21 protein-coding genes are annotated in these 23,817 nt (G+C 70.8%); 10 read left to right on the top strand and 11 right to left on the bottom strand.

Features of this window, described 5'->3' with window-relative positions; all coding sequences use genetic code 11:
• The first annotated feature begins 762 nt into the window (after nucleotides 1–762).
• The 4 genes from ACW9TB_RS22300 (at nucleotide 763) to ACW9TB_RS22285 (ending at nucleotide 3,918) form a co-directional block, all read left to right on the top strand.
• Nucleotides 763–1,107 (top strand): SSI family serine proteinase inhibitor, encoded by a 345-nt coding sequence (locus ACW9TB_RS22300; protein WP_472749977.1) that lies wholly within the window; start codon nucleotides 763–765, stop codon nucleotides 1,105–1,107.
• A 243-nt stretch (nucleotides 1,108–1,350) separates the two neighbouring features.
• Nucleotides 1,351–1,737 (top strand): TraR/DksA family transcriptional regulator, encoded by a 387-nt coding sequence (locus tag ACW9TB_RS22295; protein WP_472749976.1) that lies wholly within the window; start codon nucleotides 1,351–1,353, stop codon nucleotides 1,735–1,737.
• Between the two features lie 211 nt (nucleotides 1,738–1,948).
• Nucleotides 1,949–3,232 carry an FAD-binding protein gene (locus ACW9TB_RS22290; RefSeq protein ID WP_472749975.1) on the top strand — a complete coding sequence of 428 codons (1,284 nt, stop codon included), beginning with the start codon at nucleotides 1,949–1,951 and terminating at the stop codon, nucleotides 3,230–3,232.
• Nucleotides 3,233–3,366: 134 nt separating this feature from the next.
• Nucleotides 3,367–3,918 (top strand): hypothetical protein, encoded by a 552-nt coding sequence (locus tag ACW9TB_RS22285; protein ID WP_472749974.1) that lies wholly within the window; start codon nucleotides 3,367–3,369, stop codon nucleotides 3,916–3,918.
• 64 nt (nucleotides 3,919–3,982) lie between these two features.
• On the opposite strand, the gene ACW9TB_RS22280 is transcribed toward ACW9TB_RS22285, so the two are convergent.
• Together ACW9TB_RS22280 and ACW9TB_RS22275 are read right to left on the bottom strand one after the other, a co-directional pair.
• Nucleotides 3,983–6,157 (bottom strand): GmrSD restriction endonuclease domain-containing protein, encoded by a 2,175-nt coding sequence (locus ACW9TB_RS22280; protein ID WP_472749973.1) that lies wholly within the window; start codon nucleotides 6,155–6,157, stop codon nucleotides 3,983–3,985.
• Between the two features lie 142 nt (nucleotides 6,158–6,299).
• On the bottom strand, nucleotides 6,300–6,998 hold the full coding sequence (locus tag ACW9TB_RS22275) for a TetR/AcrR family transcriptional regulator (RefSeq protein WP_472749972.1): 699 nt from the start codon (nucleotides 6,996–6,998) through the stop codon (nucleotides 6,300–6,302).
• 121 nt (nucleotides 6,999–7,119) lie between these two features.
• Between ACW9TB_RS22275 and ACW9TB_RS22270 the strand changes: the two genes are divergently transcribed.
• Nucleotides 7,120–8,064: an NAD-dependent epimerase/dehydratase family protein gene (locus ACW9TB_RS22270; protein WP_472749971.1), complete on the top strand. Its 945-nt coding sequence runs from the start codon at nucleotides 7,120–7,122 to the stop codon at nucleotides 8,062–8,064.
• Nucleotides 8,065–8,243: 179 nt separating this feature from the next.
• Nucleotides 8,244–9,131, top strand: a complete 888-nt coding sequence (locus ACW9TB_RS22265) for a Gfo/Idh/MocA family protein (RefSeq protein WP_472749970.1) — start codon at nucleotides 8,244–8,246, stop codon at nucleotides 9,129–9,131.
• Between the two features lie 147 nt (nucleotides 9,132–9,278).
• Here ACW9TB_RS22265 and ACW9TB_RS22260 read toward each other — a convergent pair whose 3' ends face one another.
• The 3 genes from ACW9TB_RS22260 to ACW9TB_RS22250 form a co-directional block, all read right to left on the bottom strand.
• Nucleotides 9,279–10,289 carry an acetamidase/formamidase family protein gene (locus tag ACW9TB_RS22260; RefSeq protein ID WP_472749969.1) on the bottom strand — a complete coding sequence of 337 codons (1,011 nt, stop codon included), beginning with the start codon at nucleotides 10,287–10,289 and terminating at the stop codon, nucleotides 9,279–9,281.
• Nucleotides 10,290–10,419: 130 nt separating this feature from the next.
• A complete protein-coding gene (locus tag ACW9TB_RS22255; protein ID WP_472749968.1) occupies nucleotides 10,420–11,835 on the bottom strand; it encodes an APC family permease in 1,416 nt (471 codons plus the stop codon).
• Between the two features lie 102 nt (nucleotides 11,836–11,937).
• Nucleotides 11,938–13,026 (bottom strand): substrate-binding domain-containing protein, encoded by a 1,089-nt coding sequence (locus ACW9TB_RS22250; RefSeq protein WP_472749967.1) that lies wholly within the window; start codon nucleotides 13,024–13,026, stop codon nucleotides 11,938–11,940.
• An 86-nt stretch (nucleotides 13,027–13,112) separates the two neighbouring features.
• Between ACW9TB_RS22250 and ACW9TB_RS22245 the strand changes: the two genes are divergently transcribed.
• Nucleotides 13,113–13,589, top strand: a complete 477-nt coding sequence (locus ACW9TB_RS22245; RefSeq protein WP_472749966.1) for a MarR family winged helix-turn-helix transcriptional regulator — start codon at nucleotides 13,113–13,115, stop codon at nucleotides 13,587–13,589.
• Nucleotides 13,590–13,683: 94 nt separating this feature from the next.
• On the opposite strand, the gene ACW9TB_RS22240 is transcribed toward ACW9TB_RS22245, so the two are convergent.
• On the bottom strand, nucleotides 13,684–14,973 hold the full coding sequence (locus ACW9TB_RS22240) for a Glu/Leu/Phe/Val family dehydrogenase (protein ID WP_472749965.1): 1,290 nt from the start codon (nucleotides 14,971–14,973) through the stop codon (nucleotides 13,684–13,686).
• Between the two features lie 253 nt (nucleotides 14,974–15,226).
• On the opposite strand from ACW9TB_RS22240, the gene ACW9TB_RS22235 reads away from it, so the two are divergent.
• Complete coding sequence (locus ACW9TB_RS22235; RefSeq protein WP_472749964.1) at nucleotides 15,227–16,804, top strand: alkaline phosphatase D family protein; 1,578 nt, start codon at nucleotides 15,227–15,229, stop codon at nucleotides 16,802–16,804.
• A gap of 141 nt (nucleotides 16,805–16,945) precedes the next feature.
• Here ACW9TB_RS22235 and rocD read toward each other — a convergent pair whose 3' ends face one another.
• The 5 genes from rocD to ACW9TB_RS22210 all read right to left on the bottom strand — a co-directional run bounded on the left by rocD (nucleotide 16,946) and on the right by ACW9TB_RS22210 (nucleotide 22,060).
• Nucleotides 16,946–18,157 carry an ornithine--oxo-acid transaminase gene (rocD, locus tag ACW9TB_RS22230; RefSeq protein WP_472749963.1) on the bottom strand — a complete coding sequence of 404 codons (1,212 nt, stop codon included), beginning with the start codon at nucleotides 18,155–18,157 and terminating at the stop codon, nucleotides 16,946–16,948.
• Between the two features lie 40 nt (nucleotides 18,158–18,197).
• Nucleotides 18,198–18,998, bottom strand: a complete 801-nt coding sequence (gene ddaH / locus ACW9TB_RS22225; RefSeq protein ID WP_472749962.1) for a dimethylargininase — start codon at nucleotides 18,996–18,998, stop codon at nucleotides 18,198–18,200.
• A 135-nt stretch (nucleotides 18,999–19,133) separates the two neighbouring features.
• A complete protein-coding gene (locus ACW9TB_RS22220) occupies nucleotides 19,134–19,631 on the bottom strand; it encodes an Lrp/AsnC family transcriptional regulator (RefSeq protein ID WP_472749961.1) in 498 nt (165 codons plus the stop codon).
• 147 nt (nucleotides 19,632–19,778) lie between these two features.
• Nucleotides 19,779–20,489, bottom strand: a complete 711-nt coding sequence (locus ACW9TB_RS22215; RefSeq protein ID WP_472749960.1) for a DUF5941 domain-containing protein — start codon at nucleotides 20,487–20,489, stop codon at nucleotides 19,779–19,781.
• Nucleotides 20,486–22,060 (bottom strand): CDP-alcohol phosphatidyltransferase family protein, encoded by a 1,575-nt coding sequence (locus ACW9TB_RS22210; RefSeq protein ID WP_472749959.1) that lies wholly within the window; start codon nucleotides 22,058–22,060, stop codon nucleotides 20,486–20,488. Before ACW9TB_RS22210 ends, ACW9TB_RS22215 begins: the two co-directional genes overlap by 4 nt.
• A gap of 172 nt (nucleotides 22,061–22,232) precedes the next feature.
• Here ACW9TB_RS22210 and recO point away from each other — a divergent pair, with 172 nt between their 5' ends.
• Together recO and ACW9TB_RS22200 are read left to right on the top strand one after the other, a co-directional pair.
• Complete coding sequence (gene recO, locus ACW9TB_RS22205) at nucleotides 22,233–23,027, top strand: DNA repair protein RecO (protein WP_472749958.1); 795 nt, start codon at nucleotides 22,233–22,235, stop codon at nucleotides 23,025–23,027.
• Nucleotides 22,966–23,775 carry an isoprenyl transferase gene (locus ACW9TB_RS22200; RefSeq protein WP_472749957.1) on the top strand — a complete coding sequence of 270 codons (810 nt, stop codon included), beginning with the start codon at nucleotides 22,966–22,968 and terminating at the stop codon, nucleotides 23,773–23,775. Before recO ends, ACW9TB_RS22200 begins: the two co-directional genes overlap by 62 nt.
• Nucleotides 23,776–23,817 lie beyond the last annotated feature (42 nt).

Raw genomic sequence — 23,817 nt, 5'->3', positions numbered from 1 at the left:
CGGGCGCGGTCGAGTCGTCTCCGCCCGTCTTCCGGCACGGGGGACGCGCGTGACCTCGGAGGTCGTGGCGCGGCTTCCGCCGTGACGGTTGTCGTGAAACCAGTTTTTCCTCGATGGATCAACACCACGGACATGCCCGTGGGACCCTTTTCCGAACGGGCCGTCCGGCGGGTTTCCCGACTGGCGAATTCATGGCATTCCGTGGCGAGTCGCTGCGAGACATCACAACGTCACCGACATAGCCTCTTTGCAGCTCAGGGCATAACTCGCTTCCCCCGAATCAGCCGAAAGCGCCTTTTTGGCCATGTGTGAAATTCGTATTCATCGGGGGAATTCATGCGACGCATTTTCGGCCTGGCCGCCGCCGGGCTCGTCATTCTCAGCGGCACCGCCACCGCGGACGCGCAGCCACCGCGCCACACGCCCGGCTCGTCCGTGGCCCAGCAGGTCGTCGATCCACCCCCGTGGCCACCCCGGCCGGTCCCGCCCCGCCCGGAGATCCCCCCTCCGTCGTGGATCGAGCCGACCCCACCCGACCCCGGCCCGTGGCCACCCCGGCCGGTCCCGCCCGACCCCGACCCATGGCCGCCGAGGCCGAGCCCGACCCGGCCGCCGTGGGGGGAGCCGGTCCCGCCCCGGCCCATTCAGATTCCACCCCGGCCGATCCCGCCGCGTCCGCCGTGGGGGGAGCCGATCCCGCCCCGGCCGATCCCGATCCCCCCGCCACCCCGTCCGCGCCCGTGGCCGCCCCGCCCGCCCATCGTGACGCCCGTCGTGACCCCGCCGTGGGGGCCGCCTGGCGGTCCGGACGGCAGGCTCCTCACGCTGTCCGTCACGCAGCAGAGCAGGGCGCGGACCGTCCGGCTCGGATGCGCGCCGACGTACGGCACGCACCCCCGGGGGGCGGAGGCGTGCGCGCTGCTGAGCCGGGCGCAGGGTGATCCCGGCCGTCTCGGGCCGCTGCCGTGGACGAGCTGCCTGCAGCGGTACGACCCCGTCAGCGTGTCCGCGACCGGCATCTGGGACGGCCGCTACATCCGCTACCAGCGGACCTTCAGCAACCAGTGCGAGCTGCGCGCCGCGACCGGGGTGATCTTCTACTTCTAGACCCCGTCCCGGGACCCGCTGACCTGCGGCGAAGATGATCGACCGGGACGGCCGCGTGGAGAAGGCCCGTACGGCGGTGAGGACGTCCTCGCCGCCGTACGGGCCGTTCCGGGCCCCGGGCGGGGGCCGTTCACCCCCGAGAGCCGTAAACTGGGAGGAAGTCCCAGGTCGGCGGCCTCGCGCCACAAAACGGCGATGCCCGCGGCCAGGAGCGGATCCGCGGTAGGACGGGGTGATTCGGTGATGGGCAAGCAGCCTTCGGGAACCGTGCTGTCTTCTTCTCAGCGGGCGGCCATGCGGGATCTTCTGACCGAGGACCGCGAGAGGACGGTGACCCAGATCACGGCGCTGACGCGTGACTGGGACGACCTCGTCGACTCGTCGGCGATGGTGGCCAACGACGACGAGCACGACCCGGAGGGGGCGACGATCGCCTTCGAACGGTCCCACCTCCAGGCCCTGCTCGACAGGACGCGAGCCCACCTCAACGATCTCGACGAGATGGTCGAGCGACTCCACCAGGGCACCTACGGCGTGTGCGACGACTGCGGGCGCCCCATCGCCCTGGAGCGCCTGAAGGCACGCCCGATCGCCAGAACCTGCATCGAGTGCGCCGAACGGGGGCGGTGACGACCCGCCGGTCATGTCCTGAGATGCCTGAACTACCCTTGGTGCGGCAATGCCGCCGTCGCGTCTCGCCTGATCATCGGCCATGAGCCGTGCCCCGCACGACCACGACCGCCCGGCCGAGACCCGTACTCCGTACGGTCACCGGAGTGAGCCCGTGTCCCCGCACGATCACCCGCGTACGGCCTGACCTGAGGCGTAGAAAGGGCACATCGTGACCAGAGGGCTGCTGAACTGGGCGGGCAACATCACCTACGGCGCCGCGCGGATCCACCGCCCCGGCGACGTCGGGGAGCTCCAGGAGCTGGTCGCCCGCAGCGGCGCCATCCGGGCGCTCGGCACCCGCCACTCCTTCAACGAGATCGCCGACCGTCCCGGCGGCGACCTCGTCTCGCTGGAGGGCCTGCCCGCGGGCTTCGAGCTCGACCCGGCGCGGGGCACGGTCACGGTCGGTGGCGGGGTGCGCTACGGCGAGCTGAGCCGATGGCTGTACGGCGAGGGCTACGCGCTGCCCAACCTCGGCTCCCTGCCGCACATCTCGGTCGCCGGTGCCTGCGCCACGGCCACGCACGGCTCCGGCGTCGCCAACGGCAACCTGGCCACCGCGGTCTCCGGCCTCGAACTGGTCACCGCGGACGGCGAGATCACCGTCCTCGGCCGCGAGAAGGACGGCGACCGCTTCGCCGGGGCGGTCGTCGGCCTCGGCGCGCTGGGCGTCGTCTCCAAGGTCGTCCTGGACGTCGTCCCGGCCTTCGAGGTGCGGCAGTACGTCTACGAGAACCTGCCGTGGGCGCGCATGGAGGAGCACTTCGAGGAGATCCTCTCGGCCGCGTACAGCGTGAGCATGTTCACCGGCTGGAGCGGCCCCGGGATCGACCAGGTGTGGGTGAAGCGCCGCGCCGACGAGTCCGGCCCGTGGGAACCGGAGCCGCGCTGGCTGGACGCCACGGCGGCCACGGCCGACCGGCACCCGCTGCCCGGGATGTCCGCCGTCAACTGCACCGCGCAGATGGGCGTGCCCGGCCCCTGGTACGACCGGCTGCCGCACTTCCGCCTGGACTTCACCCCGAGCAGCGGGGAGGAGCTCCAGTCGGAGTACCTGTTCCCGCGCCGCCACGCCCTCGCCGCGCTCCGCGCGCTGGACGCGGTCAGGGACGTCATCGCGCCCGTCCTGCAGATCTCGGAGATCCGTACCGTCGCGGCGGACGACCTGTGGCTGAGCTCCTCCTACGGTGAGGACGTCGTCGCCGTCCACTTCACCTGGAAGAAGGACTGGCCCGCGGTGAGCCGGGTGCTCGCCGTGGTCGAGGAGTCGCTGGAGCCCTTCGAGGCCCGCCCCCACTGGGGCAAGCTCTTCCTGATGGGACCCGAGCGCCTGAGCTCCCTGTACGACCGGCTTCCGGACTTCCGGCGCCTGGCCGCCGAGCTCGACCCCGAGGGAAAGTTCCGCAACCCGTTCCTCGACGCCCGCGTCTTCCCCGGCGACTCCGCTTCCTGACCGTTCCCAGCCCCAACCTTGATCCGGACATCAGCCCACCAGCGGATCGTACGATCGGATCAGGGTAGTCAACTCCCATCACAGTGGTAACGGTGCGATATCCACCGTAAGAGGCTGGTGATGAGGGGGAGAGCATGGAACGCAATACGGTCGTGCGCGCGATGCACGATGTCGGGCTGGCCGCCTGGTTCGGGGGCTCGTTGATGGGCGCGATCGGCCTCAACGGCGCCACCGCCGTGGTCAGCGACAGGAGCGAGCGCCTGCGGGTGGCGAACGCGGGATGGGGCCGGTGGGCGCCGGTCAGCGCCACGAGCGTCGGCGCCTTTCTCATCGGCTCGGCCGGTCTGCTGGCGGCCAACAGGCGGCGGGTGGCGCACCAGCGGGGGGTGGGGGCGAGCACCGCGGCCAAGGCCGCGCTGACCGCCGCGGCGGTGGCCGCGACCGCCTACACCGGCATGCTCGGCGCCAGGCTCGCGGACGCGGGCGACGTGTCCGTGGAGGGCGCGGTGAAGCCCGACAAGGAGACCCCGGACGACGTCGCCAGGACGCAGCAGCAACTGCGCCTCATGCAGTGGGTCGTCCCGGCCGTCACCGGGATGCTGGTCGTTCTCACCTCCCTGCACGGGGAGCAGCAACGACCACGCGAGATCATCCGGGGAGCCGTACGCAAGAAGTTCTCCCGGTAGGGGGTTCCCGGCCGGGCGAAGACCCGTGGTGCGGCTCCTCCCCGCGTGGAGGAGCCGCACCATGTCAGACCCTGGACGTCAGGCCGCGGTTGATGGCCTCTTCGCGGAGGCGTTTCAGGGGTAGCACGGCGCCGTCGCGTTCGATGCGCCAGACGTCCCACCCCGCGCACGCCCTGGTCCCGGCGACCGCGGCCCCGGCGGCCGACAGGGAGTGGTAGGGGCGGCCCGTCGCCTCCACCCTGATCGTCCCGTCCTCCTCGACCGTGGCGAAGTGGATCTCGCCCTTGACCGTACGGAAGATCTTGGTGTTCGGCGCCATCAGGCCGTGCGTGATCAGGTCGACGACCTCGATCCCGTAGTGGCGGCGGGATCCGGACTGCTCGGGCTCGCGGGACGGGAGGACGATCGTCGGCAGGCGGAAGCCGAGCCTGGCCGGGTTCCAGATCTCCTCGCACAGGAGCCGGTAGAGGTTCTGCCGCCGCTCGATCTCCCGTACGCCGAACACCGGGCAGGGCTGGAACGCCCTGTCCAGGCCCGAGTCCCTGAGGTAGTGGGTGAACGGGGTGTTGCGCAGGCGGCTCTTGGGGTGCAGGGAGGCCGCGAGCCGGTTCTCCGCGTAGTAGTGCTCGATCTTCCGGTCGTAAGGGTCGTCGCGGAAGCTCGCGTTGACGGACTTGGGCAGGAGCAGCAGGGCCCCGAGGCGGTTGCGCCGGATGTAGAACTCCGCGGTGGTCTTGACCTCGGCCTGGTGCCGCTCGAAGCGGTTGGCCCAGATGTGCTCGATCTCGTAATCGCGCGTCCCCCGCAGGAACCGGTACTCGTGGTCGCCCCCCTCGCACTCGCGCTGGACGTGGGCGGTCATCCGGGAGAGCAGGTAGCGGACCAGGCGGCGGTTGTTGGCCCGGAGCCCGAAGGAGGCCAGCTCGCGGAAGTCGTGTTCGATGAGGGAGGTCTCCCGGCCGAGGACCGTGGCGACGTCGTCGGTGGTCCGGCACATCCGCAGGACGGGGATCAGCCGGTGGACGACCTCGTCGAGGTCGCGGCGCTGCACGGGCAGGTTGTTGACGGACCTGCGCACGTAGACGAGGTCGAGGAACGACGCGACCATCGCGCACTTGCGGGTGAACACCTCGTCGGAGTCCTCGGGCGAGACGACGGAGAGCAGCAGCGTGAACTGGTTGTCGATGCCGTTGTGGCCGTTGAAGTAGACACCGGCCAGGGCGGGGGTGAACTCCCGGCAGGCGCGGAGCAGCTCGCAGTAGCGTTTCGACGCGTTCGTCAGCTTCTGCACGAACTCCCGCGCCTCGGCCGGGCGGCCGAGACCGAGCTGGACGTCGTTGCGCAGGATCCACTCGTGGACGGCCCGCCCGATCTCCGCGGCGTCCGTGGACCCCTCGTCGAAGTGCGCGTACTGCGCGAGCAGGAAGGAGCGGACGTACGCGCTGGGGGTGTTGGCCTCGGGGGAGTCGGTCTCCGCGGTGGTGAGGCGGGCCAGCATGTCGGCCCACGCCGTGCCGAGGTCCTCACGCGCCTTCACGTCGACCCGCCGGAAGAGGTGGCCCTTCAGCAGGTCCACGTGGCTCAGCCGGAGCCCCCGGTCGTTCATCGACACGAAGATCTCGCGGCCGTTCTCCTGGTCGAGGGCCCGGATGCCGACCAGGCAGACGCGGTCGAGCAGCCAGTGGACGAAGGGCACCAGGGCCTCGCCGCGCAGCACCTCGGGGAACTCCCCGTCGATCTCCCTGCTCCGGTCGTGCAGGTTGCGCACCGAGACGTGGGCGTTGTCGGGCAGCGTGAACCCCTTGAGACCGTTCCAGTCGGTGACCAGGGAGTTGAGCAGCTGCGCGCGGGACAGCTCCTCGGAGCTGCCGACCTTGAAGCTCCGCTTGCCGTGCCGCGCCGTGTAGGTGAGCCGCTCCAGCTCGTCGGCGTCGATCCATCGCTCCTGGTCGATGAGCAGCTGCCGGAGGTAGATCAGCACAAGGTGGAGCGTGGTGACGCGCTGCTGGCCGTCGACGAGGAAGGTGCGGCCTCTGCTCTCGTGGTAGACGTAGGGCCCCAGGAAGTACGGGGCGTAGCGGCCGACCTCCTCGCGGTCGTGCAGGGGTTTCCACTGGCTGAGGAAGCGCTGGCTGAGATCGTCGATCAGGGTGCCGACCTCGTGACGGGTCCAGGTGTATTCCCGCTGGTAGTAGTCCAGCGCGAAGGAATTCCGTTCGAAGAGGACACGGACCGTCACGCCTTCGCCGTGAATAGGACTTTCCACCATGAAGTCGGGGGTGCCTTTCGCCCGTCGGAGAGACGGCCCATTCGCGGGCCGTTTATCTCGTTTATCACGTCAGGCACCCAGACGTTACTCATCGCGGCCAAGTCGTGACGTATCAGGCAGACAGTCCGAGGGTGCCCACATGGCAGCGCATGGCGTGGTCGAAGGCCGACGCGCGGTCGAGGATCGCGGTGTTGAACTGGCCGAACAGCTCGAAGCTGATCCAGCCGAACAGGCCGGTCCAGGCGATCAGGCCGCGGACGATCATGGCGTCGGGGACGTCGGGCATCAGCTCGCGCACGCGCGCGGCGTCCTCGTGGAAGGACGGCGGGACAGGCGGGTGGGTGCCGGGCGGGTTCAGCGCCCCGGCGCGCTGCGCGTCGGAGATGATCCGGCCGTAGACGACGGTGTCGCGGACCGCGGCGGGAACGGTGTCCTGCGGTGCCCGGTAGCCGGGGACGGGCGAGCCGTACAGCAGGGCGTACTCGTGCGGATGGGCCAGCGCCCAGTCCCGTACGGCGTGGCAGACCGCCATCCACCTGCCCCCGTGGTCCTCGGGCGGGGCGGTCGCGTCGGCGTTCTCCACGACCTCGCCGATGGCGTTGTAGCCGTCGATGATCAGGGCCGTGAGCAGGTCGTCCCTGGACGGGAAGTAGCGGTAGATCGCCGAGGAGGCCATGCCCATCTCGCGGGCGACCGCGCGCAGGGACAGGCCGCTCGCGCCGTCGACGGCCAGCTGCCGCCGGGCGACGTCGGTGATCTCGCGGGTCAGCTCGGCTCTGACCCTCTCGCGTGCGGTGAGGCTCGAACTCATGCCGTGACCATATCAGAGCACTGACAAAAAACGAGAGCACTGCTCTTGACGATCGGTGCTCTCTAGCGAGAGCATTGCTCTCAGAACGGAACGGGCAAACCACCGCAGGGAAAGAGGAACCATGGCCAAGCACGTCATCGCGGGAGCCGGTCAGGTCGGCTCCGAGGTCGCCCGGCTGCTGGCCGGGCAGGGGCACGAGGTCGTCCTCCTCAGCCGCTCGGGCTCGGGCCCCGACCAGCAGGGCGTCCGCAGGGTCGCCGCCGACGTGAGCGACCGTGAGAAGCTCACCGCCCTGACCGAGGGGGCCGCCGTCCTCTACAACTGCGTCAACCCGCGCTACCACGAGTGGGCGCGCGACTGGCCGCCGCTCGCCGCCTCGATGCTGGGAGCCGCCGAGACCACCGGCGCGGGGTACGTCATCCTTGGCAACCTCTACGTCTACGCGGCGCCCGACCGGCCGATGAGGGAGGACGACCCGCTGAACCCGCCCAGCGTCAAGGGCGCGATCCGGGCCAAGGTGTGGCGGGAGGCCCTGGCCGCGCACGAGGCGGGCCGGGTCAGGGCGACCGAGGTGCGCGGATCCGACTACTTCGGCCCCGGCTGCCTCGACCAGTCACACCTCGGGGAGAGGTTCGTCCCCACGCTCCTGGCCGGCAAGACCGTCCGCTTCGCCGGTGACCCCGCCCAGCCGCACAGCTGGACCTACGTGCCCGACGTCGCGCGTACCCTGATCGCGGCCGGGGAGGGCGACCGCGCCTGGGGCCGCGCGTGGCACGTCCCGACGAACGAGCCGATGGCGGTACGCGAGGTCGCCGAGCGGCTGTGCGCGCTCGCCGGGGTCCCCGACCCGGGGGTGAAGGCCGTGCCCCACCTGCTGCTGCGCGCGGCCGGGGTCTTCTCGCCGATGCTCAGGGAACTGGAGGAGCTGCGCTACCAGTTCGTCCGGCCCTTCGTCCTCGACTCCGGTGCCTCCCAGGCCGCCCTCGGTGTCGCGCCGACCCCGATGGACGAGGCGCTGGCCGCGACGCTCGCGTGGTGGCGCGACCGCCTGGCCGTGGCGGCGTAGGCGCGGGGGAAGCCGCCGGGGCCGCCGCCGCGACGGGCTGCGTCGTATGCGGCGGGGTGCGTCGTACGGCACTGAGGCGGGACCGGGGACCGTACGCGCCGAGGCGGGACCGGGACCGTACGGCCGGGCACGCCGTACGCGCCGGGGTGGGCTCGGGGGGCACGCCGTACGCTCGGAACATGAAGATCGCTCTCATCGGCCTCGGGGACATCGCGGAGAAGGCGTACCTGCCGGTCCTCGGCGTGACCCCCGGCCTCGACCTCCACCTGTGCACCCGCGACCGCGCCACGCTCGACCGCCTCGGCGACGCCTACCGGGTCGCGCGCCGTTTCTCCTCGGTGGACGAGGTGCTCGGAGCGGGGATCGAGGCGGCCTTCGTGCACGTCGCGACGGGCGCGCACGCGGAGGTCGTCGAACCGCTGCTGCGAGCGGGCGTCCACGTCTACCTGGACAAGCCGATCGCCCACACCCTCGCCGAGTCCGAGCGCCTGGTACGGCTGGCACGCGAGAGCGAGCGGTCGCTGCTCGTCGGGTTCAACCGCCGCAGGGCGCCGTCCTACGCGGCCCTGCGCGATCTTCCCCGCGACCTGGTGGTGATGCAGAAGCACCGGACGCGCCATCCCGCCGACCCCCGGGCCGTCGTCTACGACGACTTCATCCACGTGGTGGACACCCTCAGGTTCCTGGTGCCGGGCGAGGTCGAGCACACCGGCATCCGCACCCGGATCAGGGACGGGCTGCTGGAGCACGTGACGCTGGAGCTGTCCGGGGACGGCTTCACCGCCTTCGGGATCATGAACAGGATGAGCGGCTCGGCCGAGGAGACCGTGGAGGTCACGGGGGGCAACGTCAAGCGCCGCGTGGTCAACATGGCCGACGTGATCGACTACGCCGACACCGAGACCCTCACCAGGCGCGGCGACTGGACCCCGGTCTCCCGGCAGCGGGGCATCGAACAGGTCTGCCTGGAGTTTCTCGACGCGGTCCGCTCCGGCACCGTACTCGGCGCCGACGACGCCCTGGCTACGCACGCGATCTGCGAGGACATCGTCACCGCCGCGCGTTGATCGTCCGCACCGCGAGCCGACCCTCCGTGCCATGAGCCGGCCGTGCCATGAGCCGTTTGTGCCGTGAGCCGTCCGTGCCATGAGCCGGCCGTCCGCGTCACGCGCCCCCGATGGCGTGACGTGGACGGCCGGTTCACCGGGTTTCGGTCAGCGTTCGGCCAGGTAGCGTCGGCCGAGGGCGCGCAGGCGGTCGTGGGCCGACTCGTAGACGTCCGGATGGCCGAGGGTGGACTTGGGGAGCTTGGCGACCATCGTGTAGTTGCTGTCGCAGACGTTGCCCACCGGTGCCTCGCCGATCTGGCTGACCAGCTGGTAGGCGTCCAGGGGGTCCAGGCCGGTGAGCTCGGAGGTCCAGGTGACCAGGTCGTGCTGGCTGATCCGGTACGCGTCCTCCAGCGGGCGGGCCGAGCCGGTGGACATCAGGTGGCCGTCGTCCTCCAGGCGGGGCCACGGGGTGCTCACCCCCTTGATCAGCTCCACGGCGACGACGGTGTTCATCGCCGCCTCGACGGCGGTGCCGCACACCTCGCCGTGCCCCTGCCTGGCGTGCCCGTCGCCGATCGCGAAGAGCCCGCCCTCGACGTTGACGCCGAGGTAGACGGTCACCCCGGCGCGCAGCTCGGGGGTGTCCATGTTGCCGCCGTGGGCGTCCGGGGTGATCGTCATACGGGCCTCGGACGCGGCGGGCGCGACGCCGACCGTGCCGTGCATCGGGTCGAGCGGCAACTCGACCGTGAAGTCGCTCCTGCGGGCGTGGTAGCGGACCACGCCCGCCGCCGTGTCGATGTCGTAGCGCCACACCAGCTCCTCCAGGGGAGGGGTGAGCATGGCGGTGGTGTGGGTGCCGGTCAACGCGCCGAAGTGCGGGAACGTGGCCGACACGGCCCAGTCCCTGGCGGGTTCGATGGAGACGAAGTGCAGCGCGAGCGTGTCGCCGGGCTCGGCCCCCTCGACGTGGAAGGGCCCGGTGACGGGGTTGAGGTAGGGGAACTCGCAGACGCGCGAGGGCAGGTCGTCGACCGAGGTCACCCGGCCGCCGAAGCAGTCCTCGGTGTACGTCTCGACGATCGAGCCGGGGGCGACCCTGGCCACGGCGGGCCGCCCGCCGAAGGTGTAGCTGAGGTCCTCGGGCGCGGGCCGGTAGGAGAAGACGTTCATCGCGCGCCCTCCGAGGGGAGGGCGGAAGGGACGCGGGGGGCGCTGAGCCCCTCCTCGACCTCCAGGAAGATGTCGAACACTGTTCTGCCCTCGCATGCTGTCGGGTCGGTGGGACGGGGGTCGTGCGCCCTCAGGGCTTACGGGCGGTGCCGGGCGCGGCGGTGTCGGGGGTGTCGACGAGCCCGGCCAGGGTGGGACGGCGGCCCGTGGCGTAGGAGACGCCGAGCACCACCAGGCCGATGACGAACCAGACGACGCCGAGCGTCTGGGCCGCGATGCTCGCGTTGATCACGACGTAGAGCAGGATCGCGAAGCCGAGCACCGGGGCGATCAGGTGCCGCCACAGGTCGCGGCTGCCCTGGCGTACGACGTAGTGGACGACCACCGACACGTGCAGCGCGAGGAAGGCCGTCATCGCGCCGAAGTTGACCAGCCCGCTGATCAGCGTGATGCCGTCCTCGCGGGTGGTCAGGTAGAGCCCGACGACCAGGGAGATCGCGGCCACGACGAGGGTGGCGTTGACGGGCACCTTGTGCCTGGGGTGGATCTTGGCCAGGAAGGAGGGGAGCTGGCGGTCGCGGGCCATCGCGAACAGCAGGCGGGAGGTGGCGGCCTGGGCGACCAGGGAGTTGGCGAAGCCCCAGGCGATGGCGGTGGCGACCGCGGTCAGCACGCTGAGCCAGTGGCCCCCGGCGAACTCGGCCATGTCGTAGAAGGCGGTGCCCGCGGGGTCGCCGTTGGCCAGCAGGTCGGCCCGGTTGGGGGTGAGCAGCGCGGCGACCCAGGTCTGCGCGATGAACAGCACCCCGGCCAGGCCCAGCGCCGCGACCATGGACTTGCCGAGCCGCCGCGAGTCCTCGCGGCTCTCCTCGGCCATCATCGAGATGCCGTCGAAGCCGAGGAAGGACAGCACCGCGATCGAGACCGCGCCGAAGACGAGCGACCAGGAGAAGGTCGAGGAGTCGAACAGCGGGCTGAGCGCGCCCGCCTGGGCCTTGCCCTGGGCCAGGGCGACCACGCCGATGACCATGAAGATCGCCAGCACGATGAGCTCGCCGATCAGCATGATCTTCGTGATGCGGGCGGTCATCTGGATGCCCGTGTAGTTCACGACCGTGTTGAGCACCACGAACACGATCAGCCAGCCCCAGACGGGGATCGCGGGCACGAACGAGGCCATCGCCGCGCTCGCGATGAGATAGAGCAGGGCGGGCACCAGCACGTAGTCGAGCAGGATCACCCATCCGGCCAGGAAGCCGACGGGCGCGGCGATGCCACGGCCCGCGTAGGTGTAGACCGACCCCGCCATCGGGAACGCGCGGGCCATCTGCGCGTACGAGAGCGCGGTGAAGGCCATCGCGACCATGCCGACGGCGTACGCGAGGGCGACCATGCCCCCCGAGGCCTGGAAGACGCCGCCGAAGATGCCGAACGGCGCGATCGGGACCATGAAGATCAGGCCGTAGACGAGCAGGTCGGTGAAGCTCAGTGACCTGCGGAGTTCCTGGCGGTAGCCGAATTGCTCCAGTGAGGGGTCGGTTGTCATGTACGGCTCCTTGAAGTGGGTGCAGCCGTACCCTAGAACCTTTCTTTGCGAAGGAAAAGTTTTCAGTCGGAAGTTTTTGTCCGATTTTGACTCGCCACGCACCTAGCGGACGATGTCGAAGTCCAGCCCGTCCGCCCGGCCGATGTGCGCCTGGCGCCGCACCCCGTGCCCGCGCAGGGTCAGCCGTCCCCGCGCGGTGACGATGGAGGTGCCGTCGGCGATCGCGTCCACCTCGGGCACGGCGAGCGTCCCGGCGCGCGAGCCCAGCGCGGCGAGCATCAGCACCGCCTCGTAGCACCCCTGCCCGTGCCCGTTGAGCAGCGGCGCGGTCGAGCCGAACCGGCGGGCGTAGCGCTCGCCGAGGCTCAGGCTGTCATCGGTGACCAGGCTCGCGAAGTAACCCATCGCCCCGTACAGCTCGCCGGTGGCGTCACCGCCGATGCCGAGCAGGCCGTGCTCCTCCAGCGCGCCGCAGAGCCGAGGCCACGACAGCCCGGCCGCCGCGAAGGCCCGGTTGAAGGCGACCAGGTCACTGCCGATCAGGCTGATCAGCACCGCGTCGGGCCTGCCCGCGACCAGCCTCTCCAGGATCGAGGGGATGTCACGCATGCCGTACGGCACCAGGAGCTCGCCGACGACCCCGGCGCCCCGCGCGGCGAGGTGGCGGCGGGCCGCGCCGTGGACCAGGCGCGGCCAGACGTAGTCGTTGCCGAGCAGGAACCACCTGCGCGCCCGGCGCCGGTCGATCAGCCAGTCGAGGCCGGGCCGCAGCTGGCGGGCGGGGGTCTCACCCAGGAAGTAGACCCCGGGCGCGTGGCCGCCCCCCTCGTACGGCGGCGCGTAGACGAACGGCACCCTCCCGGCCAGCGCCCGCACCACCTCGATCCTGACGTCGCTGCCGTGGGTGCCGACCACGGCGTCGATCGCGCCCCAGCGGGCGAGCCCCGCCACCTCGGCGGCCACCTGGGCCGCCGGACGGCCGCCGTCGACCAGGACCAGCTCCACCGGCCTGCCGAGCATCCCGCCCGCGAGGTTCACCTCGTCGGCGGCGAGGATCGCGCAGTTGATCGCGCACGGACCCACCAGGCCGAGCACGCCGGAGATCGGCACGACCAGCCCGACGCGCAGCGCGTCACCCGGGAGCAGCTGGGCTTCCAGGGGTTCTATGACGGGTGTGATGGCTTCTGCCACAGGGACGAGTATCCTCCCGAATGGATGGGTACGGCAGTCCCGTTACCTGGACAGGACACGGATCGTGACGCAGACGGGAGCTCCATGTGGTGACGACCGGGCTGGGATCCTCGCTCGCCTACCTCCTCAGCAGGGCCGAGCGCAGCGTCAACCGGGCACTCGCCGCCGCGGTGACCGCCGAGGACGTCTCCGTCGAGCAGTGGCGCATCCTGCGCGCCCTCGCCGACGGCCGGGGGCACTCGATGGGGGAGCTGGCCGAGGCCGTGCTGATGCCGCATCCGACGCTGACCAAGGCCATCGACCGGCTCATCGACCGCTCCCTCGTCTATCGGGGCCACGATCCGGGCGACCGCCGCAAGGTCGCCGTCTTCCTCGCCGACCGAGGGTCCGAGCTGCTCGACCGGGTCGAGGGCGGGGTGGCCGAGCATCACCGGCTGATCGAGGCGGTCTACGGCACCGAGCGCACCGAGCGGCTCATGCGGGACCTGGAGGGGCTGGTCACCGCCCTGGACGAGTCTCCGGCGGTCCCGGAGCGCGCCCCGGGCGGCCTGAGCCGCTCGTGACGCGCCCCGGCTCGCGGTTTCGGGGTCCGCGGCGCGTTTCCTCACGGCCTCCGGAACCGTGACCTCCTGATCGATGGTGTGTCCCTTCACGGCTTCAGGAGTGCGGCCCGCGCGCCCGGTGGGCCTCGGCGACGCGGCCGACGCCGATCACGTGAGCCGCCTGGCGCAGGGTGATCCCGCACTCGGCGGCGACCGTCGCGGTCGTGTCGAACGCGTCCTCCACGATGCCGCGGAGCCTCGCGTCGACCTCGCGCGCGCTCCAGCGGCGCGCCTGCATGTCCTGCAGCCACTCCAGGTAGGAGACGATCACGCCGCCCGCGTTGGCCAGGATGTCGGGGACCACGGTGACGCCCGCGTCGGCGAGGACGCGGTCCGCCTCGGGGGTGGTGGGGGAGCTGGCGCCCTCCACGACCAGGCCGGCCCTGATCCGGGGGGCGTTCTCCTCGGTGATCGCCCCTTCCATGGCGGCGGGGACGAGCACGTCCACGTCGAGCTCCAGCAGCTCCTCCCGCGACAGCGCGTCCGCCCGGCGGTAGCCGCGTACGCCGCCGGTCTCCTCCGACCACGCCCGCAGGTCGTCGACGTCCAGGCCGGAGCGGTCGATCACGGCCCCGGTGCGGTCGGAGACCGCGACCACCAGGCAGCCCGCGTCGGCGAGGTAGCGCGCGGCGGGGGCGCCGACCTTGCCGAAGCCCTGCACCGCGACGGTACGGCCCTCGGGGGAGCCGCCCAGGGCCCTGAGCGCGGCGATCCGCACGCCGCGGGAGGTGGCCCCGGCCCGGTCGGGCGCGCGGCCGGGGGTCACGGGACCGCCGATCGTCACGCCGGGCACCGGGTAGCCCGCGTTCACCGAGTAGGTGTCCATGATCCAGGCCATGGTCCGCTCGTCGGTGCCGACGTCGGTGGCCGGGATGTCCATCTCGGGGCCGATGATCGGCAGGACCTCGTTGACGTAGCGCCGGGTGACCCGTTCCAGCTCGCGGGTGCTCAGCGAGGCGGGGTCCAGGGAGACGCCGCCCTTGGCGCCCCCGTAGGGGATGCCGGCCAGCGCGCACTTCCACGTCATGCCCATGGCCAGGGCGGTGACCTCGTGGACGTCGGTGCGGGGGTGGAAGCGGATGCCGCCCTTCGCCGGGCCGCGGGTAGTGTTGTGCTGCACCCGGAAACCCTGCACGACGTCCATCCGGCCGTCCTCGCGGCGGACCGGAACCGAGACGGCGAGTGAGCGGCGGGGAGTGGCGAGCATGGTGCGCAGGCTGTCGTCCAGGTCCAGCCGGTCCGCCGCCTGGTCGAGCCGGAACAATGCGGAGTCGAGTGCCTGCCGGCCCCGGCTGGCGGGAGCGGTGGCGGCCGGCGTCGTCGACGGCACCGTGAGCGTTCTCAAGGGAAACCTCCGTACGGTGAGTGGAGCGCCTTTGCTCCGCTCGGGGCACATGGTCACGATCAGACTAGGTGCGGTTTTTTGCCCGCAGGGACGGACCGTGTTTCGTTCTCATGACTGATCCCCGGACCCGGTCGCGAGCCCGCGGCCAGGAGATGCGTTGTTATCCACCGGCCCCCCTGGGCAATCTGGAGGTAACGCGCAGATTTGCCAGGATCCGGTCAGGGATTCCTGACGTTGTGCAGTGGTTGAGGGGATGAACGTGCCGGAACTTGTGGTCGGACCGATGCTGCGTTACGTGGACGAGACGAGCGCGTCGGTGTGGGTGGAGACGAGCGAGCCGTGCGAGGTGACGGTCGAGGTCGGCGGCGTGCGCTCGGCGGCCAGGACGTTCACCGTCCACGGCCACCACTACGCGATCGTGGACGTGGAGGGCGGAGGCACCTACGAGGTGCGCCTGGGCGGGGAGACCGTGTGGCCCCTGCCCGACCGGCCGCCGAGCCGCATCCGGCTGCTCGGCCCGGACGGCCCGAACCGGGTGATGTTCGGCTCCTGCCGGACCAGCGTGCCGCACGACCTCGTGTACACGATCTCCCACGGGGTGGACGTGCTGCGCGCGTACGGCGGCACCCTGCCGGACGCGCCCGACGAGCGCTGGCCCGACCTGCTGCTGCTCCTCGGCGACCAGGTCTACGCCGACGAGCCGTCCGCCGAGATGCTGGAGTTCATCGCGGGCCGCAGGGACACCGAGCCGAAGAAGGAGATCGCCGACTTCGAGGAGTACGCCGAGCTGTACCGCCTGGCGTGGACCGACCCGGAGATCCGCTGGCTCCTCTCCACAGTGCCCACCGCGATGATCTTCGATGACCACGACCTGCGCGACGACTTCAACACCTCCATCTCCTGGCGTACGGCGATGGAGGACGTCCCGTGGTGGCGGCACCGGGTGGTCTCCGGGATCGGCGCCTACTGGGTCTACCAGCACCTGGGCAACATGTCACCGGCGGAACGCGCCTCGGACGAGGTGCTCAGCAAGGTGTACGCGGCCGAGGGCGACGGCGCCGAGGTCCTCGACGTCTTCGCCGAGCACGCCTACGACGTTCCCGCCGACAGCCGGTGGAGTTACGCCCGCGACCTCGGTGACACCCGCCTGATCATGCTCGACTCCCGCTGCTCCCGCCAGCTCGACCCGGCCGACCGGCGCATGATCGACCCGGTGGAGTGGGAGTGGCTCACCGAGCAGCTCCACAAGGGGGGCGCGAAGCGCTTCGTGATCGGCTCCTCGGTGCCGTTCCTGCTCCCGGCGGGGATCCACCACATCCAGAACTGGAACGAGGCCCTGGCCCAGGGCGCCTGGGGCAAGACCGTGGCCCGCTGGTCGGAGGCGCTGCGCCAGGCCGTCGACCTGGAGCACTGGGCGGCCTTCCGCCGCTCGTTCGAGGACCTGTCCAAGCTGCTGGCCGGGCTGGGAAAGCCGGTGATCATGCTCTCCGGCGACGTGCACTACTCCTACGTGGCCAAGGCGCACGGGCTCCCCATCTACCAGCTGGTCTGTTCCCCGATCCGCAACCCGCTGAGCCGCACCCTCCGCCTGGCCAACATCATCGCCCAGTTCGGCGTCGCCAGCCTGATCGGCCGCTCGCTCTCCCGTACGGCGAAGATCCCCAAGCCGCCCTTCAAGTGGCGGATCACCAACGGCCCGTGGTTCTCCAACGCGGTGGCCATCCTCTCCCTGGACACCTTTCCCACGTCGGTCCGCTGGGACACCGCCGCGGGCACCGAGGTCTCGGAGATCACGGTCGTGGAGCTGGGCGAGGACTCCGCCGTCCGCTAGCTCCCCCGGGCGCCGCCCGGGGGAGCGCGATGGTCCCGGGCGTCGCTCAGGGAAGCGGCGGTTCCGGGCGTCGTTCAAGGGAGGTCACGCTGTGAACTCCCGCGGGGGCCGCGCACAGTCTCGGCCCCCGCGCCCGAGGGGTTACCTCGCGAGTTCCTCCAGGACCGCGCCGAGCTGGTCGACCGCCCACAGGAGGTCCTCCTCGGAGACGACGATCGGCGGGGCGAGGCGGATGGTCGAGCCGTGGGTGTCCTTGGCCAGGACGCCGTGGGCCATGAGCGCCTTGGAGACCTCCCGCCCGCTCGCCAGCGACGGGTCGATGTCGACCCCCGCCCACAGGCCACGTCCGCGCACGGTGACCACACCGTGGCCGATCAGCCCGCGCAGCCTCTCGTGCATGACCTCGCCGAGCTTCCTGGCCCGCTCCTGGTACTCGCCGGTGCCGAGCAGCTCGATGACCGCGTTGGCGACCGCGCAGGCGAGCGGGTTGCCGCCGAAGGTCGAACCGTGCTGCCCCGGCCTGATCACGCCGAGCACGTCCTCGTTCGCGGTGATCGCCGAGACCGGGACGACGCCGCCGCCCAGGGCCTTGCCCAGCACGTAGACGTCGGGGACGACGCCCTCGTGGTCGCAGGCGAAGGTCTCGCCGGTGCGGCCGAGACCCGACTGGATCTCGTCGGCGATCATCAGGATGTTCTCGGCGGTGCACAGCTCGCGGACCTGGGTGAGGTAGCCGTCCGGCGGCACCAGCACCCCGGCCTCGCCCTGGATGGGCTCCAGCAGCACCGCGACCGTGTTGGCGTCGACGGCCTCGCGGATCGCCTCGACGGAGCCGTACTTCACGATCCTGAAACCGGGGGTGTACGGGCCGAAGCCGCCCCGGGCGTCGGGGTCGGTGGAGAAGCCGACGATCGTGGTGGTCCGGCCGTGGAAGTTGTCCTCCATCACGATGATGTTGGCCTGCTCGGCGGCCACGCCCTTGACCTCGTAGCCCCACTTGCGGGCCACCTTGATCGCGGTCTCCACGGCCTCGGCGCCGGTGTTCATCGGCAGGACCAAGTCCTTGCCGGTGAGGTCGCCCAGCCCGGCGGCGAAGGTGGCGAACTGGTCGTGGAAGAAGGCGCGGCTGGTCAGGGTGAGCCGCGACAGCTGCTCCTGCGCCGCTGCGATGATCTTCGGGTTGCCGTGCCCGAAGTTCAGGGAGGAGTAGCCGGACAGGCAGTCGAGGAACCGCCTGCCCTCCACGTCGACGACCCAGGCGCCCCGCGCCTCGTGGATCACGACGGGCAGGGGGTGGTAGTTGTGCGCGCTGCGGCGCTCGCTCAGTTCGATGAGGTCGTCGGTGCCGGTCATTCGTACCCCTCCCCGGTCTACCTGGTCTGTGGACGTCATGTCAGGCACTACCCCGGATCTCCAGCGTGCAGCATTTGGGACCGCCGCCCGCCTTGCGAAGCTCCGACAGGTCCACCGGGATGACCTCGAAGCCCCGGCGCTTGAGTTCGAGCTGCAGGTCGGCGGCCTCGGCGTTGATCACCACGTTGACGCCGTCGCTGACGGCGTTGAGGCCCAGTACGGCCGCGTCGTCCTCGCTCGCGACGACGGCGTCGGGGAAGAGGTTACGGAGCACCTCCTGGCTCCCCGGAGAGAAGGCCCCTGGGAAGTATGCCACGTTATGTCCGTTTAGCGGGAAGAGTGCGGTGTCCAGGTGGTAGAATCGGGGGTCCACCAGCTGCAGCGTCACCACCGGGCGGCCCAGGAACTCCTGGGCCTCCTTGTGCGCGGTGATGTCGGTACGGAACCCGGTCCCGGCCAGCACCAGGTGGTCGAGCGTGAGGAAGTCACCCTCGCCCTCGTTGGTGAAGGCCGCCTCGCGGACCCGCTCGTAGCCGTTGTCGACGAACCACCGCAGGTACGCGGGCCCCTCGGCCGCGCGCTGCGGGTGGGTGAACCGCGCGCCGTACACGCGGCCGCCCACGACCAGCGCGCCGTTGGCGGCGAAGACCATGTCCGGCAGGCCCTCAACCGGGTCGATGAGGCTGACGCGGTGCCCGAGCCCCTCGTAGGCGCTCCTGAGGGTCTCCCACTGCCTGATCGCCACCTCGCGGTCGGCTCCGGCCTCGGGGTGCATCCACGGGTTGATCGCGTACTCGACCGCGAAGTGGTCGGGCCGACACATGAGGTAGTGCCTCGTCATGGATAACCCCGCATATGAAAGATCGTGATGACAGCCGCCCATCACGGTCTCGATGGGGGCGTCATCAGCCTAAGAACAGCGTTCTCGCAGGCCAAGAGCCTGCCCTTGCGCGCTGACGCGGGTTTCTTGCGTGGTTCAGGTCAGGAACGTCGATTCGTTGTGCGGGGCGATGAACGGCTCGCTGCGCGAGGTCACGAGGGGGGCCTCGATCAGGCGGGAGAGCACGATGGAGCTCTTGGTCCGCACCACGAACGGCTCCGCGGCGATGCGCTCGATCACCCGCTCCACGTGCCGTACGTCGGTGGCCCTGATGTGCAGCAGCGCGTCCGCCTCGCCGGTGATGGTGCACGCCGAGACCACCTCGGGATGGCGGCCGATGGCCACCCCGATCTCCGACGGCGAGGTCTTGCCCGCGCAGAACAGCTCCACGTAGGCCTCGGTGGTCCAGCCGAGCGCCGCGGGCTCCACCCGGGCGGTGAACCCGGTGATGGCACCGGTCTCGCGCAGCCGGTCCACCCGGCGTTTCACCGCCGACGCCGACAGGCCCACCTGCTGCCCGATCTCCGCGTACGTGGCGCGGGCGTCCTCGACGAGTGCCCCGATGATGTCGCGATCCAGCCTGTCCAGTTCCACGCAGACCTGTATACCGCTTCGGATCGGCGCGGGTTCGCGGCGGGCCGCGGTGAGCCGCGGCGGCCGGTGTCCCGGACATACGAACGCCGCCGGACGGATGATCCGTCCGGCGGCGTCCGTGTGCTCGTGAGCTTAAAGCCGGGAAGGTCAGGTCTGGTCGGCCTCGCCGGTGGCCTGCTCCTGGGCCTCCTCCGGGGAGGTCTCCAGGTCGTCGCTCGCCTGGGCGGCGTTCGCCGTCTGCTTGTCCAGGCCGACCCAGCTCGTCACGCTCTCGACCGCGAACAGCACGCCGAGGTAGAGCGTGAGAGCGGCCAGCACCCACGTCAGCACGCCCAGCGCGGCACCGGCGCCGATCAGCAGCAGCCGGAGCTCCCAGCCCAGCCCGGCCTGGAACACCCAGGGGGCCGGCCAGATGCTCTGCCGCGTCCGGTACACCGTGTCGTAGGTGTGGTAGCCGATCACGTAGATCAGCACGTACAGCAGCCACTTGGGCGCGTCGGCCGCCAGGCCGATCAGGATGATCGTGAGGAACTCGGTCCCCCGGATCAGCGGCGGCGTCAGCCAGTCGAGCTTGCCGAGGTGGTCGCGGGCCGCGGTGGGCAGCACCAGGACGAGCATGACCAGCACCGGGACGAGCAGGATCGGCCCGTTCACCAGCATCCCGGTCACGGCCATCGCGATGATCGCGAGCAGCGCGGCGAGGGCGGCGGGCACCGGGGGCAGCCCCGGTCCCACCTTGTCGCGGAGCAGCGTCACCAGCGGGCCGTCGTCGCGGTAGGCGAGCAGCCGGGCGGTCTGCACGCGCAGCCGTTCCTCGTACGGATCCGGAACGGGGGTGGTCTGCGGCTGGGTGATCATGCGAGAGACCTCATCAGGCGTCCGGTGAGCGAGTAGGCGGCCCCGATGCCGCCCCAGATGATCAGGGTCAGGAAGGTGATCCTGGCGTCGAACAGGGCGCTGACGATCGCGATGGCGGCGAAGCGCTCACCGATGGGGAACACGATCATCTTGCGGGCCCAGTGCACCGTACGGTATCTACCGGCCCTGCCCCAGATTTTCAGCAGGTTGCGGATCCCGCCGGTCCTGGCGTTCTTGCGCTCCTCCAGCGCCTGGCGCAGGCCGGTGTCGGCGCTGACCGACAGCGCCACCGAGGGCAGCGGCGACGGGGGCTTGCGCCGGTTCGCCGCGCCGTAGGAGAAGTCGAGGAGGTGCTTGATGGACTGCACGCCGAGCGCGATCAGCGCCAGCGTCCAGACGTCGCCCACGCCGGAGACCGCCGCGCCGACCGCCAGGCCCGCGAACACCACGTACTCCTTGAACCGGTCGAACGTGGCGTCCAGCCACGCCCCGAGCACGCCGAACTTGCGGGCGTACCGCGCGACCTGGCCGTCCACGCAGTCGAACACGAACGCGAAGTAGATCAGCACGCCACCCGCGACCATCCCGGCCCGCTCGCCGGTGGCGAAGCACAGCGCCGCCGCCACCCCCAGCGCGATCGAGATCAGCGTGACCTGGTTGGGGGTGAGCCCCCGCCTGGCCGCCCAGCGGGCGATGAACCGGGAGTAGGTGCTGACGAAATACGTGGTGAAGAAGCCGTCGGCGCCCTTCACCGCGTTGTTCAGCCGGGCCTTGTCCTCGTTGAACGTGGACATCTCGGCCAGCGCCTCGGCGGCCTCCTCGGGGGTGGACACCCGGCGGAAGAACAGGTCGCGGCGGCCACGGATGCCGACGGAGACGCCCTTGCGCACCAGGCCCAGGACCAGCAGCTGGACCAGGTCGTCGTCGGGACCCAGCAGGTGGGCCATGTCGGCCAGCTCGCGGGCGGCCTCGGCGAGGACGGGCGCGTGCTTGTGGTGCAGGTGCAGCGGGCCGAGCAGGACCGAGTTGGGCCTGGTCACCGCGTGGTAGGCCGAGCCCACCGAGATGACCCGGGACTTGCGGGCGCGTACCCGGACGGGCAGGCCCTCCAGCCTCCGGTCGCCGATCTCCGGCAGCGCCTCGTCGATCGGGACGTCCAAGACGATGACGTCGCCGTTCTCGTCCTCCTCGCGCGGCTCCTTGGTGATCAGCGCGAGGGCTCCGCGCTTCGACTTGGTGATCTGGTAGATCAGCTCGTCGTGGATCAGCGAGTTGGCCGGCAGGAAGAGCAGGTTCTCGGTGGCGCCCTCGACCGCGTCGGCCACGGCGCGCAGGTCGCCGGCCAGGTCGGAGGTCTCGACGAGGCTGCCGGGGAAGCCCCGGTGGGCGGCGGCGTCGCCGGAGCGGACGATCGTCACCGGCTCGGAGTCGAGTGAGGCGAGCTGGCCGTGCAGCTTGCCGATCACCGTGGGGCAGCCGGGAAGCGCGGGCAGGGTCAACGCGGCGGGCGTCGCCTGGCCGGGAGCGGCATCGGGGCCGGGCGACGAGCCCAGCAGGACCACGCGGGGCATGGCTCCCTTTCGTGCGGAGACGGGTGTGGGGCGGTTGTAATCCGGGGGCGGCATTTCGCCAGAGGCCAAAGTTTAGTGAGTTTTAGGTGAACAACACGCACCGGTGATCTATCCGTGTCGTTTGATCATGGTTCCACCTCTGCCAAGTGGACGGTCCCACTACACTGTGCGGGTGAGTCTGTACCGTGACGACGGCATCGTGCTGCGCACCCACAAGCTGGGCGAGGCCGACCGTATCGTCACCGTCCTGACCCGGCGGCTGGGCAAGATCCGGGGGGTCGCCAAGGGGGTCCGGCGGACAACATCACGATTTGGGGGTCGGCTCGAACCTTTTACCCACGTCGACCTTCAGCTCCACACCGGCCGCACGCTCGACATGATCACCCAGGCCGAGACCATCCGGTCCTACGGCGGGCCGCTCGTCTCCGACTACCCGCGCTACACGGCGGGCACCGCGATGCTGGAGACCGCCGACCGCCTGGTCATGGGGGAGAAGGAACCGGCGCTGCGCCAGTTCCTGCTGCTCGTCGGCGGCCTGCGCACGCTCGGCTCGGGTGACCACGAGGCCAGGCTCGTCCTGGACGCCTACTTCCTGCGCTCCCTCGCGGTCGCCGGTTACGCCCCCGCCCTGGAGGCCTGCGCCCGGTGCAAGGCCGTCTCGGTGCGGGCCTTCGCCATCGTGGCCGGTGGCGTGGTGTGCGGGTCCTGCCGTCCCGCGGGCGCGGCGGTGCCCGAGGGGGAGACCCTCTCCCTGATGGTGGCGCTGCTCAAGGGCGACTGGACCACCGCGGACGCCTCCGTCGCCCGGCACCGCGCCGAGTGCAGCGGCCTGGTCGCGGCATACCTCCAGTGGCACCTCGAACACGGCATACGCTCTCTTCGACACGTAGAAAGGGAGCAGCCAAGTGAACGTCCGCCCGCCCGTCCCGCATCCCTCAGGCGCCACACCGCCCCCGATCCCGCGTGACCTCGTGCCACGGCACGTGGCGATCGTGATGGACGGCAACGGGCGGTGGGCCAAGCAGCGCGGCCTGCCCCGCACCGAGGGCCACAAGGCGGGCGAGGCGTCGCTCTTCGACGTGATCGAGGGCGCGATCGAGCTCGGCGTCCCCTACCTGTCGGCCTACGCCTTCTCCACGGAGAACTGGAAGCGCTCCCCCGACGAGGTCCGCTTCCTGATGGGTTTCAACCGCGACGTCATCCGCCGCCGCAGGGACCAGCTCCACGCGATGGGCGTACGGGTCCGCTGGGCGGGCCGTCCCGGACGGCTGTGGAGGAGCGTCATCCAGGAGCTGCGCGACGCCGAGGAGATGACCGAGGGCAACTCCACGCTGACCCTGCAGTTCTGCGTCAACTACGGCGGCCGCGCCGAGATCGTGGACGCCGCCCTGCGCCTGGCGCAGGACATCGCCGACGGGCGGGTCAAGCCGGGCCGGGTGAAGGAGGAGACCTTCGCCCGCTACCTGGACGAGCCGCAGATCCCCGACGTCGACCTGTTCGTCCGATCCTCGGGCGAGCAGCGCATCTCCAACTTCCTGATCTGGCAGACGGCGTACGCCGAGATGGTCTTCCTCAACCGCCTCTGGCCCGACTTCGACCGCCGCGACCTGTGGGAGGCCTGCGAGACGTACGCCAAGCGCGACAGGAGGTACGGGGGAGCGGTGCCGAACGCGGTCCCGACGGCGCGGGACGCCTCGGGTGCGGCCGCGGAATGATGTTATTTTCCGGGTGACGCCGACTCACTGAGAGGTGCCCCG

The sequence above is a fragment of the Streptosporangium sp. H13245 genome (genome assembly GCF_055690525.1).
Note: the sequence above shows the minus strand (reverse complement) of the source record. Positions and strands in the feature narration are given on the sequence as shown.